Source organism: Phocaeicola vulgatus ATCC 8482 (assembly GCF_000012825.1).
Lineage (GTDB): Bacteria > Bacteroidota > Bacteroidia > Bacteroidales > Bacteroidaceae > Phocaeicola > Phocaeicola vulgatus.
Genome location: NC_009614.1, coordinates 4,808,620 through 4,826,263, shown reverse-complemented (window position 1 = coordinate 4,826,263; position 17,644 = coordinate 4,808,620). Strand labels below are relative to the sequence as shown.

13 protein-coding genes and 1 pseudogene are annotated in these 17,644 nt (G+C 49.4%); 10 read left to right on the top strand and 4 right to left on the bottom strand.

Annotation, left to right across the window (positions count from 1 at the left end):
* Nucleotides 1-107: 107 nt before the first annotated feature.
* The gene (locus BVU_RS19620; protein WP_005851573.1) at nucleotides 108-326 is read left to right on the top strand and encodes a DUF4248 domain-containing protein; all 219 of its coding nucleotides are present in this window, start codon (nucleotides 108-110) and stop codon (nucleotides 324-326) included.
* A 223-nt stretch (nucleotides 327-549) separates the two neighbouring features.
* Here BVU_RS19620 and BVU_RS19615 read toward each other — a convergent pair whose 3' ends face one another.
* Together BVU_RS19615 and BVU_RS19610 are read right to left on the bottom strand one after the other, a co-directional pair.
* Nucleotides 550-1,626: a hypothetical protein gene (locus BVU_RS19615; RefSeq protein WP_012055940.1), complete on the bottom strand. Its 1,077-nt coding sequence runs from the start codon at nucleotides 1,624-1,626 to the stop codon at nucleotides 550-552.
* A 31-nt stretch (nucleotides 1,627-1,657) separates the two neighbouring features.
* Complete coding sequence (locus BVU_RS19610) at nucleotides 1,658-3,733, bottom strand: hypothetical protein (protein WP_012055939.1); 2,076 nt, start codon at nucleotides 3,731-3,733, stop codon at nucleotides 1,658-1,660.
* A 239-nt stretch (nucleotides 3,734-3,972) separates the two neighbouring features.
* Here BVU_RS19610 and BVU_RS19605 point away from each other — a divergent pair, with 239 nt between their 5' ends.
* From BVU_RS19605 to nhaA, 8 genes are all read left to right on the top strand, one after another.
* Nucleotides 3,973-5,250, top strand: a complete 1,278-nt coding sequence (locus BVU_RS19605) for a replication-associated recombination protein A (RefSeq protein ID WP_005851579.1) — start codon at nucleotides 3,973-3,975, stop codon at nucleotides 5,248-5,250.
* Between the two features lie 170 nt (nucleotides 5,251-5,420).
* Nucleotides 5,421-6,377, top strand: coding sequence for a D-2-hydroxyacid dehydrogenase (locus tag BVU_RS19600; RefSeq protein WP_005851581.1), 957 nt, complete (start codon nucleotides 5,421-5,423; stop codon nucleotides 6,375-6,377).
* A 43-nt stretch (nucleotides 6,378-6,420) separates the two neighbouring features.
* The gene (locus tag BVU_RS19595; protein ID WP_012055938.1) at nucleotides 6,421-6,924 is read left to right on the top strand and encodes a C-GCAxxG-C-C family protein; all 504 of its coding nucleotides are present in this window, start codon (nucleotides 6,421-6,423) and stop codon (nucleotides 6,922-6,924) included.
* Between the two features lie 156 nt (nucleotides 6,925-7,080).
* A complete protein-coding gene (locus tag BVU_RS19590; RefSeq protein ID WP_005841464.1) occupies nucleotides 7,081-7,284 on the top strand; it encodes a winged helix-turn-helix domain-containing protein in 204 nt (67 codons plus the stop codon).
* A gap of 200 nt (nucleotides 7,285-7,484) precedes the next feature.
* On the top strand, nucleotides 7,485-8,573 hold the full coding sequence (locus BVU_RS19585; RefSeq protein WP_012055936.1) for an AAA family ATPase: 1,089 nt from the start codon (nucleotides 7,485-7,487) through the stop codon (nucleotides 8,571-8,573).
* Between the two features lie 6 nt (nucleotides 8,574-8,579).
* Nucleotides 8,580-9,242, top strand: coding sequence for a DUF4276 family protein (locus BVU_RS19580; protein ID WP_012055935.1), 663 nt, complete (start codon nucleotides 8,580-8,582; stop codon nucleotides 9,240-9,242).
* A 119-nt stretch (nucleotides 9,243-9,361) separates the two neighbouring features.
* The gene (gene lepA / locus BVU_RS19575; protein ID WP_005841470.1) at nucleotides 9,362-11,143 is read left to right on the top strand and encodes a translation elongation factor 4; all 1,782 of its coding nucleotides are present in this window, start codon (nucleotides 9,362-9,364) and stop codon (nucleotides 11,141-11,143) included.
* Between the two features lie 131 nt (nucleotides 11,144-11,274).
* Nucleotides 11,275-12,615, top strand: a complete 1,341-nt coding sequence (gene nhaA / locus BVU_RS19570; protein WP_007846505.1) for a Na+/H+ antiporter NhaA — start codon at nucleotides 11,275-11,277, stop codon at nucleotides 12,613-12,615.
* A 2-nt stretch (nucleotides 12,616-12,617) separates the two neighbouring features.
* Here the strand turns inward: nhaA and BVU_RS23065 are convergent.
* A pseudogene (locus tag BVU_RS23065) lies at nucleotides 12,618-14,871 on the bottom strand (ATP-binding protein).
* A gap of 216 nt (nucleotides 14,872-15,087) precedes the next feature.
* The gene (gene gadC, locus BVU_RS19560) at nucleotides 15,088-16,665 is read right to left on the bottom strand and encodes a putative glutamine/gamma-aminobutyrate antiporter GadC (protein ID WP_012055932.1); all 1,578 of its coding nucleotides are present in this window, start codon (nucleotides 16,663-16,665) and stop codon (nucleotides 15,088-15,090) included.
* Between the two features lie 166 nt (nucleotides 16,666-16,831).
* Between gadC and BVU_RS19555 the strand changes: the two genes are divergently transcribed.
* The gene (locus BVU_RS19555) at nucleotides 16,832-17,566 is read left to right on the top strand and encodes a potassium channel family protein (RefSeq protein ID WP_005841479.1); all 735 of its coding nucleotides are present in this window, start codon (nucleotides 16,832-16,834) and stop codon (nucleotides 17,564-17,566) included.
* The last annotated feature ends 78 nt before the right edge of the window (nucleotides 17,567-17,644 follow it).

The window sequence follows — 17,644 nt, the reverse complement described above, 5'->3', positions numbered from 1 at the left end:
ATTGTAGTTGATAACAGTTGATTCTAGTTGATTATTGTTGGAAAAACATTCTTTCTTCTCGTCCGTTTTTCGTACTTTTATGGAAGTAAATAAAAAGTATGGAATGTATGGAGAATTTTGAGATACGCACGTATGGCCGCACCGAACTGGCCCTGTGTTATTTCCCGGATTTGAATCCGCAGGTGGCTTACCGTAAGTTGCAGTATTGGATTGACTATTATCCTCACCTCAGGGAGCAACTGGAGAAGATGGGCAGTGGCTTGAGTTGCCGTACCTATATGCCGGCTCAGGTACAGCTGATTGTGGGGGCGATAGGGGAGCCTTGAAAGGGGATTGTGATGGAGTGCGGCCAGATAAAAAGAATGGCTTCCCCGATTGCGTAATCGATATGGCAAGTGAACGACCGGCTCCTGTTGACAGTCGCATTGAAAGATTGGCAAGGTTGATATGTGTGAATGAAAATGACACGAATGACGCCAATCAGAGATATAAACCCAATTTGCGCCATTCGTGTCATTCACATTCTGGATAAAGAACGGAATAGAACCTCTATTCCCGTATTTCTCCCTTATGCACCAGCATTTTCACCAGTGTCCGTTTGGAACTGTGCGTGTCCGAAACCCATAGCACAGAGTCGTTTTGCGCATAGATGCGGGCAGGCTGGGAAAAAGCATATCCTTTTACAGTTTTTATTTTCTTGCTCCATTCGTTGGACTGGCGTTCGTATATGTTGATGGCATCATTGTCGCCGGTGGCATACCAGCGGTCGCCGCACAACGCCAGTGTCTTGGGCTTGAAGCCGGGCGACAGGGAAAGGTCGTCCAGATCGATGGAAGCGTCGTTTGCCATATCATCGTTGACCAGTGCCGGATCGAGCACCCGTATTTTCTTCCCTTCATAATCCGTGAGCAGCAGATGCCCTTCCGCATCGGGCTGCATGGAATGGCTGGCAAAGCCGTTGTTGCCCGGACTGCCGTTGCCGGATGCCCGGCGGTAGCGGTTCACCTTCTGGTAATTTTCCGGGGTGGCATCCTCCTCTTTGTAAATGCTGACCATTCCGTTCTTGTCGCGTGCGAAAATCAGCCCGTCCTTTACCGTCATGGCCTGTGCCTGGAATACGGGGCCGCTCCATTGCCCGTTGCCTATGCAGGTGAGGTAGGACAGTTCCGGCAACCGGAATACATGGATGCGCGACTGGCGTTCGGTCACATACAGCCGGTTGCCCGACGGCACGATGGCTTCTATCTGACTTCCGAAACTCTTCTCCCCGCCGTCGTGCTGCCAGCTCTGCAAGGTTCCCAGCCGTTCACCTTTCTTTATACTGAACAGCAACAGGCTGCTGCCTGCCTTTCCGATGTTTGCGATGAAAAGGGTATCCCCCAGATGGACAACGGTATAAGGGGTGAAATCCTCGGCCGTTTCCATGCCCAGGGTTTCCGCATCAATCAGCTGCGCCGCCTCATACGAGTAATACCAGTAACTGTTATAATCCCCGTTTCCTTCTCCTTCCCCGTTTCCTCCGCCGGGAGCGGAGGGGTAGCCGCAGATTTCATCCAGGGTGACTTTGCTGCATTGTGCCGTCAGGACTCCGGACAGCACAATCAGGATATAAGCGTATATTTTCATGTTGTTCTTACTATATTATATAGGTATACATTTATTTCAGCTCACTCATGGGGATGGCGTAAACGCATGTCCCGTTTTTCACGCGGTCGGTGATGAACAGCGTGTGGCGGCGGATGCAGAACTTCTCAGGTGCTTGCAGGGTGATGCCGCCGATGGTGGTATGGTCCTTCATGATCTCTCCCGTCCGGGGATTGACCTCACAGAACTTTTCTGTGCCGTTGGAACTTACAAACAGCCTTCCTTCGTAGAACTCCAAGTCGTAGGGTACATTTTTATAAGCCAGTTGCCCGGTGCGTTTGGGTGAAACTCCTTCCCGTATCCCGTCGGGGGCGAACAGGTCTATGCGTTTGGCGGGATGGGTGGAGTAGAGCAGGCCGGTCTGTTCGTCCACCGCCATGCCGTAAGTGCCGTTTGTCTCGCCCAGATGTTCGGAACGTACATAAATCCGCGGAGTCACTCCGGACTGTATAGCCTGCTCTTCTACAAAGTTGACGTAGCGTTTGTCGTGTATCATGACCAGCCCTTTGTAGAGCAGCACATCGAAGGCATGTACGGTCTGCGTGGGCCCCGTTCCCCAGCTTCCATTGCCTATGCAGGTAAGGAACTGATGGCTCTTCGCATCAAAAATCTCGGTACGGCTTCCTTCGTGGGTGACATAAATCTTGTCGTGGGCACGGGTGACACCGTTCGGGCGGCCGCCGAATTTCCCGGTAACTTCTCCGTGCTTCCATTCCTTGATGCTTCCCAAGTGCTTCTTGCCGTCGCCGGCAAGGCCGAACACCTCTACGCTGTACTGGTTGTCCGCATCGTTCACGGCATACAGGGTATCTCCGTACACATATACATCCTTGGGGCGGAAGGTGGTTCCCGTAGCGCCGGGCAAGTCGGTATAATCCAGCTTGAACGCCACCGGCTCCCCGTCGTTTCCTCCCCGGTCGGTCTCTCCGCGCAGGGGAGACAGGCCACCGTCCAGCGCATCGAGTTCCGGGTCTTCGATAATGTGTTTCGAAGCCACGTATATATCATCAAAATAACGGTTCCTGCTCCAGCGGGTGTGCAGGAAGCGGCGGGAATAGACGGGCAGCTCCTTGTCCAGCGACAGCGCCACATATACGTTGTTGCACAGGGTGATCCACCCCGGTCCCGTCTGTTCGTAGGTCATGTTTCCCGCATGGCCGTAGCCCACACAGTGGGCAAACTCGTGGAAGATGGTTTCGGTGATGCTTTTGTCATCGGCATAGTGTTCCAGATAACACACTTCATGCATGCCGAAGGTGGTTCCTCCGCCCAGTCCCATCACGCCGGTGGTATAGCCGAAGGTCAGTCCGCGGTGGTTGAGCACGTTGGCCAGCAGGGCGGTCTTGTCTATTTCCGTCTTGTCATTGTTGCTGTGCAGCGGGCCGAACTCGTACAGGGCGGTCTTGAACCGTTCCGACGAGAACATATACGCCATGTTCAGCGCGATGGCCACCGCCTCACGCGTGTGCGAAGCCTTCATCTTGTACTTCCAGCTGTCCTGGGTGTCACTGTATCTGCCGAAGGCGATGTACCATTTGCACCGGATGGATTGCAGCCTTGCCCAGTACGGGTCGTCACACTCTACGGTGAAGGTCAGGTTTTCTTCCGTGAGGTAGGGGTTTGCCATGATCCGTATTTTCTTTCCGCTGCGGGTATAGGCGGTCAGGTCCTTGGTGGCGAACGGTATGTGCACCCGGAGTTGCTGGAAAGGCATGATCTTTTCCAGCGACATGAACTTGAACTCTTCCTCGTAACCGTCTATCCTGGCCCAGAAAGTTACGTTTTTCAAGGCTCTGGGACTATAGAAACGGAGTTGGAAACAGTGCTCGTCGTCCATTCCGAACTGAAGAGGCTGGCTGACGTAGAAGCTGCGCTGGCTGGAGTCGAAATAAACATCCTGGGATTCATTGTCATTCAGCAGGTAATACGTGTTGTCCGGGTTATAATCCGTTTCGGCCAGCCGGACGGGCAATTCATTGTTTGCCACGTTTCCTTCTCCGGAAACCGGAAGTTCGTCCTCTTTGCAGCCGCCCAGCAGTAAAAGCATACCTGCTAAAATCAACAGGCTGGTGGAAAAAAGTTTTTTCATCGTCTGTCTTTATTAGAATTACATTTAAATTTGAAATAATCACTCTTTTGAAAAAGGGTTGCAAAAATAATTGTTTTAGATCAGATGAACAAAGAACCCGTATTGCATTTTATATGAGTCCCTGTTTTTTATGTTCTTTTGTTTTTCTGCCTTAAAAAAATAAATCCTATATTGTTGCCCTGGGCTTTGTTCATAGGAAAATATGCTGTATTTTTGTTATCCGAAATAAAGATGAAGATATGGCACAACCTTTAGCAGAACGTTTGCGTCCGAAGACATTGGACGATTATATAGGTCAGAAACACCTGGTGGGGCCGGGGGCTGTCTTGCGCAAGATGATTGACGCGGGACGCATCTCCTCCTTTATCCTCTGGGGGCCTCCGGGGGTGGGGAAGACCACGCTGGCGCAGATCATAGCCAACAAGCTGGAAACTCCTTTTTATACACTGAGCGCGGTCACTTCCGGTGTGAAGGATGTGCGCGATGTGATAGAGAAGGCGAGAAGCAACCGTTTTTTCTCTCAGGCCAGCCCCATCCTGTTCATTGATGAAATCCACCGGTTCAGCAAGTCCCAGCAGGATTCCCTGTTGGGGGCGGTGGAAACGGGAGTGGTGACCCTGATAGGCGCCACCACCGAGAATCCTTCGTTCGAGGTGATCCGGCCCTTGCTCTCCCGCTGCCAGCTGTATGTGCTGAAATCATTGGAGAAGGAAGATTTGCTGGAACTGCTGCATAATGCCATCGCAAAGGACGTGATACTGAAAGAAAAGAAGATAGAGCTGAAGGAGACGGATGCCATGCTCCGCTTTTCGGGAGGCGATGCCCGCAAGCTGCTGAACATACTGGAACTGGTGGTGGAGGCGGATGCGGATGCCGGACCCGTGGTGATTACGGATGAGAAGGTGACCGAGCGTCTGCAGCAGAATCCGTTGGCGTATGACAAGGACGGGGAGATGCATTATGATATCATTTCCGCCTTTATCAAGTCCATCCGCGGAAGTGATCCGGACGGGGCGCTCTACTGGCTGGCGCGTATGGTGGAGGCCGGAGAGGACCCGGCTTTCATAGCCCGCAGACTGGTCATTTCGGCAGCCGAGGATATCGGTCTGGCCAATCCCAACGCATTGCTCCTGGCGAACGCCGCTTTTGATGCCGTGATGAAGATAGGATGGCCTGAGGGGCGTATCCCGCTGGCGGAAGCTACGGTGTATCTGGCCACCAGCCCCAAGAGCAACTCGGCATACGAGGGAATCAACAGTGCCCTGGAACTGGTGCGGCAGACGGGCAATCTGCCTGTTCCCTTGCATCTGCGCAACGCACCCACCAAGCTGATGAAACAGTTGGGCTATGGCAAGGATTACAAGTATGCACATGCCTATCAGGGCAATTTCGTGCAGCAGCAGTTCCTGCCGGACGAGGTGAAGGACAGCCGCATCTGGCATCCGCAGAACAATGCGCAGGAAGCGAAGATAAAGGAACGGATGCAGAGCCTCTGGGGGGAACGGTTCAAGGAATGAAAATGAATTGCATTGATCCTGTGCTATAAAATTAAAAATTGGAACGCAAATGACATAAATCCAACCTTCCGGCCGGTTTATATCCATACTGTGCAGCTGTTAATGTGCGTTATTCGCGTTCCAATCTAACCGAATAAATGGACAAAACATGGAATTTAACTTTTGAGCATATGAAAATAGTAGTTTTAGACGGTTACGGATTGAATCCCGGTGATTTGTCATGGGAGGAGATGCGGGCGTTGGGCGAGCTGACGGTGTACGACCGCACAGCCCCTGCCGAGTTATTGGAGCGTTCTGCCGGAGCGGAAGTGCTGATTACAAATAAAACGGTGATTACGGCGGAGGATATGGCCGCTCTGCCTGCCTTGAAATACATCGGCGTGCTGGCTACGGGATATAATATTGTGGACATCCAGGCTGCGAAAGCGCGGGGCATCATTGTCACCAACATACCTGCCTACAGCACCGCTTCCGTTGCCCAGATGGTCTTTGCGCATATACTGAACATCACCCAGCGTGTAGGCCATTATGCCTATGCCAACCGTCACGGGCGTTGGGCGAACAATCCCGACTTCTGCTACTGGGATACCGACCTGGTGGAGCTGGACGGGAAGAAACTGGGAATCATCGGCTTGGGAAACACCGGACAGGCGACGGCGCGCATCGCTGCCGCTTTCGGAATGCAGGTATGCGCCTATACTTCCAAGCCGCAGTCACAACTTCCCGGAGGAATCCGGAAAATGGAGCTGGATGAGCTGTTCCGCGAATGTGACGTGGTGAGCCTGCACTGCCCCCTTACACCCGATACCAAAGAGCTGGTCAATGCCGACCGCCTGGCTCTTATGAAACCGACGGCCATTCTGATAAATACCGGCCGCGGTCCCTTGGTGAACGAGAAAGACCTGGCCGACGCACTGAACAAGGGTGTGATAGCGGCTGCCGGACTGGACGTGCTTTCTTCCGAGCCTCCCCAATATACCAACCCCCTGCTGACGGCGAAGAACTGCTTCATTACGCCGCATATCGCCTGGGCCACGAAAGAAGCCCGTGTCCGGCTGATGCGGATTGCGGTGGGGAACTTGAAAGGATTCATCAAGGGTGAGATTGTAAACAATGTGGCGGAATGAGAACAAAGGAAAAAGACGGAAAGAAAAGAAGGAGGTAAGAAAAATGGAAGAAGACAAGAATACGTTGGATTTGCATACGGAAGCTAGGGAAGAGGACAGGGTGGCAAAGGCCGTTGCCTTGTTCAAGGAAGGATATAACTGCTCCCAGTCCGTAGTGACGGCTTTTGCCGATCTGTATGGTTTCACCCGTGAACAGGCCCTGCACATGTCCGCCTCTTTCGGCGGCGGCATAGGGCGGATGCGTGAAACCTGCGGTGCTGCTTGCGGCATGTTCCTGCTGGCCGGGCTGGAGAAGTGCGCCATCGAGGGGAAAGACCGTGAGAGCAAGGCGGCGAATTACGCTCTGGTGCAGGAACTGGCCGAAGAATTCAAGAAGCGGAACGGCGCCCTGCGGTGTGCCGATTTGCTGGGATTGTCCGGAAAAGAGCCGGTAGTATCCACACCGGAAGCAAGGACGGAACGGTATTACGCCAAGCGTCCTTGTGCAAGAATGGTAGAGGAAGCGGCCCGGATTTGGAGCGAACACCTCGAAAAACAAAAAAAATAGGTTGAAAAATCGCTTTTTCTTATAGAAATACAAACTTTTTCGATGCAAAAGTGTTGAATAACATAATTTTGTGTATCTTTGCAAGCGATAAGAAACACAAACATTCACATCGGAATGTGTGGGTGCGGTTAACGTTTAACTAAAAGCAAATTGAAAATGTTGAAAGAAAAAGCAGGTGCTTTGGCCGGACAAATCTGGGAAGCATTGAATGGAACTGAAGGTTTGACACAAAAACAAATCAAGAAAGCAACCAAACTGAAAGCTGACAAGGATTTCTTCCTGGGGCTGGGCTGGCTGCTGAGAGAAGATAAGGTCGTTACTTCTGAAGTGGAAGGCGAGATCTTTGTAAAATTGGTGTAAGAAGAAGATTTTAAACTCATAAAAAAATGCGTTGGCACATCGTTTGGTATGTTGTCAACGCATTTTTTTTGTATATTTGTTGAAGTCTGAGATATCTATAAAAGAAATGAAAAATAAGAGATTTGCAACCGGCAAAATTGTAGTATTCAGGCAAAAAAGCTACTTTTGTATTGTTGTTTGAGAATGTAAACAAAATTTTGATGATACAGAAAATAACGATTGAAGGATACAAATCAATAAAGGAACAAACTGTAGAGCTGTTTCCCATAAATATATTGATAGGTGGGAATGGAATAGGAAAGAGCAATTTCATTTCTGCCTTTACTCTTATACATAACCTGTACGAGCGGAATCTTCAGAATTATGTTCTCACCAAAGGCGGCTCCGACAGTTTGTTGTATATGGGAAAAAAAGAAACTGATCATTTGTCCTTTGACTTGTTTTTTGCGGAACGCGGTAAGGATGCTCATAATCGTTTTATTGTAAATATGAAAGAGGCTCAGGATTCTTTATTTATTGAGCGTATTGATACGGCTTATCACAATGGGGTATCCTGGCACAAACAACTGCACGAGGTCAACAAGCAGGAATCTTCATTTAAGAACGACCATACCGGACAGGCATTTTATGTAAACAGCTTCTTACGCGAATTTGAGGTGTATCATTTCCATGATACGGGAGACCGTTCCCCCATGAAAGGAAAATGTAATATGGATGATAATGTCAGCTTGAAGAACAATGGGGCTAACATTGCCGCATTCTTATATTATCTGAAAGAAAAGCATCCAAAACATTTCACACGTATAGAAAAGGCGGTAGCTTCGGTTTCTCCTTTTTTTGAGGGATTCTGTTTAATGCCCAACCGCTTGAACGAACAGCTGATCCAGCTGGAGTGGAAGCAGAAGGGAGCTGTTGATACGTATTTTAATGCGTACCAGTTATCAGACGGAACGCTGCGTTTTATCTGTCTGGCAACCTTGTTGCTTCAGCCGGATCTGCCAAAGACGGTCATCATTGACGAGCCGGAACTCGGACTACATCCGGTAGCGGTCAACAAACTGGCTGCTTTGATCAAAAAAGCTTCCAGAGAAGCTCAGATAATTATCTCCACTCAATCTGTCAATTTGGTGGATAACTTTGAACCGGAAGATATCATTGTTGTGGATCGTAAAGACAACGCGACTGTTTTCAACCGGCTTGATTCTGAGAATTTAGCGCATTGGCTGGAAGATTACAGCTTGGGAGAAATATGGGAGAAGAATGTCATTGGCGGGCAGCCTTTAAATTGAGTGGGAATGAAAAGAGTAGTGTTTATAGTTGAAGGCGATACGGAAGTGAGTTTTATTCAGAAGCGTGTAATTCCCTATTTGTATTCGAAAGGATTTACTAATCCTATGAATGCCCAGAAAATCTTAACGAACAGAAAATTGAATAAAAAAGGTGGGAATGTGGGTTTTGAATATCTGAAGAATGACGTTTCACGGGTGGCTGCGACAAAAAACGTGTTAATCACAACCTTGCTTGACTTTTTCAGACTTCCTACAGATTTTCCCGGCTATACCACAGACAGTTTGAGACTGCCGGATATGGAACAGGGGATAAAAGAAAAGGTAACGGAATTTATGGATGCTTCCTGTTTTCTGCCTTATATCCAACGGCATGAGATTGAATCCCTGATGTATACCAGTATGGACGGTTTCAATGTTGTGGTGGATGATCAGGAAAGCTTGGATGAATTGCAGCGGATAATAGATTCATATCCTACCCCCGAAGATATAAACGGAGGGGCGGATACCGCTCCTTCCAAACGATTGATGAGGATATTCCCGTATGAGAAGACTGCTGACGGGGAGATGATTCTTGAGGCGCTGGATATAGATGATATTCGAGGCAAATGTCCTCGTTTTAATAAATGGATGGAAAAATTGGAGGAAGGACTTAAGAACGGCCACTTTTAAGAATGAATATTGTTGGCAAATCTTCTGGTTTTGATTTCAGATGGTTTGTATTATTCCTGCAAAATTCATCCGTATATGAGCGAGTTTTTGTATATTTGCGCGAAATTTAAGTGACGAAGATGAAGAATATCCGTAATTTTTGCATTATAGCACATATAGACCACGGGAAATCGACCTTGGCCGACCGTTTGTTGGAGTTTACAAAAACCATCCAGGTAACCGAAGGGCAGATGCTTGACGATATGGACCTGGAAAAGGAGAGAGGTATTACAATCAAGAGCCATGCCATCCAGATGGAGTACGAGTATGGGGGAGAGAAGTATGTACTGAATCTGATTGACACTCCGGGACACGTGGACTTTTCATACGAGGTATCCCGTTCCATAGCCGCCTGTGAAGGGGCGCTGCTCATTGTGGACGCTTCGCAGGGAGTGCAGGCGCAGACTATCTCGAATCTGTACATGGCGTTGGAGCATGACCTGGAAATCATTCCCGTGCTGAACAAATGTGATATGGCGAGTGCCATGCCCGATGAGGTGGAAGATGAAATCATCGACCTGCTGGGCTGCAAACATGAGGATATTATCCGTGCCTCCGGCAAGACCGGAATGGGTGTGGAGGAGATATTGAAGGCGGTGGTGGAACGTATCCCGCACCCGACGGGGGACGAGGAGGCGCCGCTACAGGCTTTGATTTTCGACTCGGTATTCAATTCTTTCCGTGGGATCATCGCGTATTTTAAAATAGAGAACGGGGTGATCCGCAAAGGGGACAAGGTGAAATTCTTCAATACCGGCAAGGAGTATGATGCAGATGAGATCGGTGTGCTGAAAATGGATATGATTCCCCGTGCGGAACTGCGCACAGGAGATGTGGGGTATATCATTTCGGGCATCAAGACCTCGCGCGAGGTGAAGGTGGGGGATACCATCACTCACATCGCCCGTCCGTGTGAAAAGGCGATTGCCGGATTCGAGGAAGTGAAGCCGATGGTGTTTGCCGGGGTTTATCCTATCGAGGCGGAAGATTACGAGAACCTCCGCGCTTCGCTGGAGAAACTTCAGCTGAATGATGCCTCGCTGACTTTCCAGCCGGAGTCTTCACTGGCTCTGGGCTTCGGATTCCGTTGCGGTTTTCTGGGATTGCTTCACATGGAGATTGTTCAGGAACGTCTGGACCGCGAGTTTGATATGAATGTGATTACGACCGTGCCCAACGTGTCGTACATGGTGTATGACAAGCAGGGACATGCCAACGAGGTGCATAATCCCGGCGGTATGCCCGATCCGACGCTGATTGACCACATCGAGGAACCTTTCATTGATGCCACGATCATTACCGCCACCGATTACATCGGCCCTATCATGACACTGTGTCTGGGCAAGCGCGGCGAACTGGTGCGGCAGAATTATGTGTCGGGCAACCGGGTGGAGATTCACTACAAGATGCCGCTGGGTGAAATCGTGATTGACTTTTATGACAAGCTGAAGAGTATCTCGAAAGGATATGCTTCCTTTGACTACCATCAGTCGGGTTTCCGCCCTTCCAAACTGGTGAAGCTGGATATCTTGTTGAACGGTGAGCCGGTGGATGCGCTTTCTACCCTGACACATGTGGACAATGCCTATAACCTGGGCAAGCGTATGTGTGAGAAACTGAAAGAGCTGATTCCGCGCCAGCAGTTTGATATTGCCATTCAGGCAGCTATCGGGGCGAAGATTATCTCAAGGGAAACCATCAAGGCGGTGCGCAAGGATGTGACCGCGAAGTGTTATGGCGGTGACGTGAGCCGTAAGCGTAAATTGTTGGAAAAACAAAAAAGAGGTAAGAAACGAATGAAACAGATCGGTAATGTGGAAGTACCGCAAAAGGCGTTCCTGGCCGTTCTGAAGCTGGATTAATTCAAGAATAAACAAGCTCTGGGGAGCAAACAATAAGCGGGCTCTTTCTGTTAGTTGAAATTAAAAAGTCAATAACAGGAAGGGCTTGTGTTTTGATGGCAATTTATCACAAACTCTTAAATTCAATTGATATGGAAAAACTGAAAATTCTGAACTTGAACTTTTCCTTCCAGCGGGCGGCGCACTATCATATTAATGGAGGGATGTTGCTGATGGGGGTAGTCTTGCTGGCTATGTTCCTGGCCAATTCTCCGTGGGGGGATATTTATGCCTCCTTTTGGAATTACGAGGTGCATCTTCAGATAGGAGAATTTAATTTCTTCAGTCATAACGGGCATCACATGACCTTGATGACTTTTATCAACGATGCTTTGATGGCTGTCTTTTTCTTCAGTGTGGGGCTGGAGATAAAGCGTGAGATACTGGTGGGCGAGTTGTCCAGTTTCCGGCAGGCGCTTTTGCCCATCGTGGCGGCGTGCGGCGGTATGCTGGTTCCGGTGCTGATCTATTATTTCATGACGGCGGGAACTCCGGCCCAAAGTGGTCTGGCCATACCGATGGCTACGGATATCGCCTTTTCGCTGGGAGTGCTCAGCCTGTTCGGCAAGCGGGTTCCGCTGAGCTTGAAAGTCTTTCTGACCGCTTTCGCTGTGGTCGATGATATCGGCGGCATTCTGGTCATCGCCCTTTTTTACACCTCTCATCTGTCGGTGAACTACCTGATTGCTTCGGCGGGTATCCTGCTGATACTTTGCGGCGGGAATTTCTTCCGGGTGCACAACCGTTGGTTTTATATTTTCTGGGGAGTGATTATGTGGTATCTGTTTTTGCAGAGCGGCATCCACGCTACCATTGCGGGAGTTGTCGCAGCCTTCACGGTTCCCGCCACTCCTCATTACAAGATAGGTAAGTACATTAACCGCATCCGCGAGAACATTGCTGTCTTTCCTGCCAGTGACAAGGAAAGTGTTGTGTTAAGCAAGATGCAGATCAATGTGCTGAAAAGCATCGAGTCTTCCTCGGACCGTGTCATCTCTCCCTTGCAGTCATTGGAAGACAGTCTGCATGGAATGGTGAATTATATTATTCTTCCCTTGTTCGCCTTTGCCAATGCGGGTGTCTCGCTCACGGCGGATCATGGCGGTCTGGAAGTGGGGATGGCTACCTGGGCGGTGCTGGCGGGATTGCTGGCGGGTAAGTTTGCCGGCATTTATTTCTTTACCTGGCTGGTGATAAAGATGGGGTTCGCCGGACTGCTGAAAGGCATGACCTGGGTGAACCTGACAGGTATCTGTCTTTTGGGAGGTATCGGTTTTACGGTTTCTTTGTTCATAGCCAACCTCTCTTTCGGGGATTCGCCGGTGTTGCTGACGCAGGCAAAGATGGGTGTCATACTGGGAACGGTGCTGGCGGGTGTGCTGGCGTATCTGGTCTTGCAGTTCGCCCTGCCTAAACAGCCTGCACAGGAATAAAATTACAGATAGGGCAGTACGGCGGTGAAACGGCTGCCCTTGTTCACCTCGGATTGCACATCGATGTGTCCGTTCATTTTTTCTACAATGACCTTGCTGATGGCGAGTCCCAGCCCTACACCCTGTACAAACTCATTCCGCTTGTAGAACCGCTCGAATATCATTTGTAATTCTTCTTTAGGGATTCCCGCACCGGTATCTTCTACGAAGATATGGATTTCCTTTTTCTCTTTGTCGCAGAAATAACCCAGTTTGATGTGTCCTTGGGAGGTGAACTTCTTGGCGTTTCCCAAAAAGTTGGTGATGACTTGGGTGAGGCGCATACGGTCTATGTGTATGGTCACATCCTCGTCGGGAAATTCTTTGATGAATTCCACTGGAGGGAGAATAATTACCTGATGGGTCTGATAGACCGTTTCGGCGAAATGATGCGCGCTGCAATCCTCGCAATGAAAGGACATATTGCCGGATTCTATACGGGATAGTTCCAGCACATCATTGACCAGCTTCAACAAGAGTCTGGTATTGTTGTCTATGATGGAGGCAAACTCTTTTTTCTCTTCTTCCGAGATGTTTTTCTCGGTAGTGAGCAGGTTGGAGAATCCCACGATGGCATTAAGCGGAGTACGGATTTCATGGCTCATGTTGGCCAGGAAGGATTGTTTCAGTTCCGCCTGTTCCGCCAGTTTGCGGGCGCGTATCAGTTCTTCTTCCTTGTCTTTGATCTCCTGAATGTTTACCAGAAGTCCGGTGATGATAGGATTTTGTTCATTATTCTGCAACACGCTGTATCTGAATTCCCACCATTGGTAACCGGTGTCGTTGAATTGGCAACGGTATTGGGCTGTTCTTCGTTGCCGGTGTAGTATGTTGGATACGTTTTTTCTGAACCGGGCTTGTTCGTCGGGGTGTACATAATGGGCTATTTCCTCTATTCCCAACAGGTTTTGGGAAAGCTTGGTCGAGCACGGCGGTCTTTCCGTCGAAACACCACGCGTAGGTATTCCCTCCTTCCAGTGCAAGCGTTAATGCTTCGTGTTCGAACCTGAGGTTGCGCAAGGCTTCTTTTTTGCGTCCTTTTTCCAGTGTATAGATATAAATAAGGTAGGCTATCCCCAAAAGGAGTGTGAAGACCAGGAGGCTTTCAAGAATCAGGATGGGGGTTGCGTATTTTTCCCTCCACGGCCTGTACATGATGGTATATTCCGGTGGAATGCTTTCAAGGGGGATCTGGTATCTCTTCATGGCCTGCCAGTTGACCAGGTACTGTTTGGCGATTTGTTTTACCGCCGGGACGGGTATCTTTCCTTGCAGTCTTTCTTTGATGCCGGCGGTCATGTCGCTTAGCTGTGTTTCGATGGGGGCGAAATAACCTCCCAGCATGTATTCCTTTATCCCGAATCCTTCGTTGATGGTTTCGAATCCGGGATTGTCGAACAGGCTGCCGATGCGCAGGGTGGTATAGTCCCGTTTGGTATACAGGAACAGGGAGTATTGGAAGACTCCGCTGGACAGCCACATCAGGTCGCGGGCAGCTACGGAATCACTGGACAGGCGGACTACGACGGTGGAGTCCAATTGGTTGTATTCGTTCAGCTTTTCGTACAGGGATTCATATTCGGTATCATCTTTGTCACTGATGGGGATATTCAGCTTGTCGGGCCGGGCCTCTTGTCTTTTCCATTGGTGGAGGGTGATTTCCGATCCTTTGCATTGTTCGCTCAGGTCTTTCCAGATAAGGCGGTCAAGCACGGTCCGCCCGTTCAGGATGTGGATGCGGACTTTGCCCATGATACGTTCTATCATCCGGCAGGTGGTGAGGTAATCGGGTTTGTCTATGTAGCCCGTAATGTTGGGATATTGTGCCAGCAACTCTTGGTTGGGATAATTCACTCCGCTGAATACGACGGGAACCTGCCTGACATACGGGTTTCCGCAAGCCATGACAGAGTAGGTTGCCTGATCATCGAGCACGGCAATCAAATCTCCTCCCCATGAGCGGATGGAATCTGCAAACTCGGAAATCCGTCGCTCTTCTTCTACGGATTCGTATTTCTCGCAATCCAGATAAAAGGTGCGCAGCTGGAAGTCTATTTGCTGGTCTTTCAGTCCTTTGACAAACAGTTTGTTTACAATGCCGGCACCGCTGTACCCTTCCTGGTAGGAATGGATAAGGGCTATTTTATATTTTTGTGCATAAAGCGGACTCCCTATAAAAAGGGCTGTCATAAAAATGAAAAAGGCCTTATGCTTCATGTCAAACGTGATTATTAAGTGAACCGGGGGACAAAGATAGGAATGTTTCTTTAATTCCGGCTATGATTTACAGGAAATTATTGGAAGAGAGAGGGAAATAACCATCCCGGTTGGTGGAAAACAGCAATTCCGGCTTCTTGAAAAACATGCTTCTTGCTTTTCAAGGAACCGGAATTGCCTGTGATAAAAAGGAATGGGCCAACCCGTCAGCGGGGGTTATTTGTGTTGCTCCGGAGACGGGGTACTTTGAGAGGCCGGTCCGGCGGCAGCGTTTGTAGAGGCGCTTGAAGCGGAACTTTTAGCCGCGCCGGAAACCGGAGCCGCTGTCTGTGCCGTTGTGGCCTGTTCTTCCCAGTGGAACGGTTCGAACTGTGTATCCTTGTCTACCCATGACGGTTTGCGCGATGCATAGATAATGAACGGAGCTGCGACTACCACGACGCAGCCGATAATCAAAACGGCAAACCATACGGTGTTGCTGCCTACCGCAATCTGGCTGGGCGGAATGAAGCTGAGCACGAATGCCAGCAGCGAACCGCAGAAACCCAGACCGCCGATGAGCCACATCAGTCCGTTGCCTTTGCTGCCGATGCGGAACGGGCGCGGGGCCTTTTTCATATTGTAACGCAGATAGATGGCGCCGCTGAACATCAGCAGATACATGATGAGGTAAAGCAATACGGTGAGCTGTGACAGGATTTGGTAGAAACTCTGTACGGAAGGCATCACAACGAACAGCAGGCTGAGCAAGGTTACGGCAAGGCCTTGGATCAGCAGAATGTTTTTCTGTACGCCGTTGGCGTTGGTCTTCTGGAAGAAGGGAGGCAGATAACCTGCTTTGCCCACTGCGAAGATACCTTTGGACGGACCTGCCACCCAGGTCAACACGCCTGCCAGCACACCGAATGCCAAAGCCACGGCGATGATAGGCGACAACCACGAAGCATGGACATACTTGAAGTAATTATCAAAGCCTACCAGCAGACTCTGAGTCAGGTTGATGTCCTTTTCGGGAATGATGATCCCCAGTGCGAAGGTGCCTAGCACGAAGATGATCACGGTGATAGCCGCACCGATGAATACGGCTTTCGGATAGTTCTTGGCAGGATTTTCCATGTCTTTTACATGGATACCGCCCATTTCCATACCGGCATAGAACAGGAAGATGCTGGAAGCCAGTACCAGGTTGTCGAAGTTGCTGAAATCGGGGAAGAAGTTGCCGTCAAAGTTCATCTGGCTCTGTCCGCCGGAAGCAAGGTAAATCACCGCCAGCACCATCAGCAGGCCGGCAGGAATGATCGTACCTACCATACCGCCTACTTTGGCCACTTTGCCTACCCAGCCCATGCCTTTCAGCGAAATGAAGGTGGCCAGCCAGTAGATAATCAAGACCACCGCCAGTGAGTAATAGCGGTTGGATGCCAAGGCCATATCATGGGTGTCACTCATGCCGATAAATGCCAGTGCCACGGCTCCGAAAGTCAGGACGGTGGGATACCAGATGGTGCTTTCCACCCATTGCAGGAAGATGGCGAGGAAGCCGAATTTCTTTCCGTAGGCTTCACCCACCCATCGGAACACACCGCCTTGCTTGTCCTGGAACATGGCCGCCAGTTCCGCCGCTACCAACGAGGTAGGTATCAGGAAGACGATGGCCGCGAATAAATAATAAAATGCCGAACTCAGTCCGTATTCGGCTTCAGCAGGCAGCCCGCGCAGGGATACTACCGCAGTCACGTTCATAATAGCGAGGGTAAATACCCCTAGCTTGACTGATTTACTAATGTTTGCCATAAAGTTTAGGTTTTAAAAAATGTATGTTTTTTGTTTACGGAGTTTATAACAACTCCCTGGAAATGATGTTTATCCGTTTAGGTTTATTAACCCGGAAGGTATCCGGAATGAAACAATCGTACCCGGAAGGGTGTTTCTAGAAAAAACAATATAATCAGTATCGTTTATGAAAACAGCTTTCTCCTCATTCATCTATTCCCGCAGGGGGATTTACGGGATCTTGCATATACTCATCCTGTTGATGTCCCTTTTTCTGGTTATAAGTATCTCGATAGATACTTTTCATAACATCCCTTTCCTGAATCAAGGTTCTTATCTGAAGATTCAGTTCTGGATATGTATGTTTTTCCTGTTCGATTTCCTGCTGGAGTTTTTCCTCTCGAAAGAAAAAGGAAGATACTTCACCAGCCATTTTATTTTCCTGCTGGTATCTATACCTTATTTAAATATCATTGATTTCTATCACATCACTTTCTCGCCCGAAATCAGTTATTTCCTGCGCTTTATCCCTTTGCTGAGGGGAGGGTATGCGCTGGCTATCGTGGTGGGCTGGCTGTCGGGCAGCAAGGCGTCCGGGCTGTTTACCTCGTACATCACCATGCTGATGGCCACCGTGTATTTTGCCAGCCTTATCTTCTTTGTGCTGGAACATAAGGTGAACCCTATGGTGACGGACTACTGGAGTGCGCTGTGGTGGGCGTTTATGGATGTCACTACCGTAGGGAGCAATATTTATGCCGTCACTCCTACGGGGAAAATACTGTCGGTGGTGCTGGCCGCCTTGGGAATGATGATGTTCCCCATTTTCACGGTATACGTCACCAGTCTGGTGCAGCAGGCCAACAAGCGGAAGGAGGAATATTATCAATCGCAACAATCGGAGCCGGCGGATACTAAATAATAGCTTGAACTTCGTCAAAAATAAGAAAAAAGTCTTATCTTCGTAGCCAATAACAAATTGCTAACCTAAATAAACAAC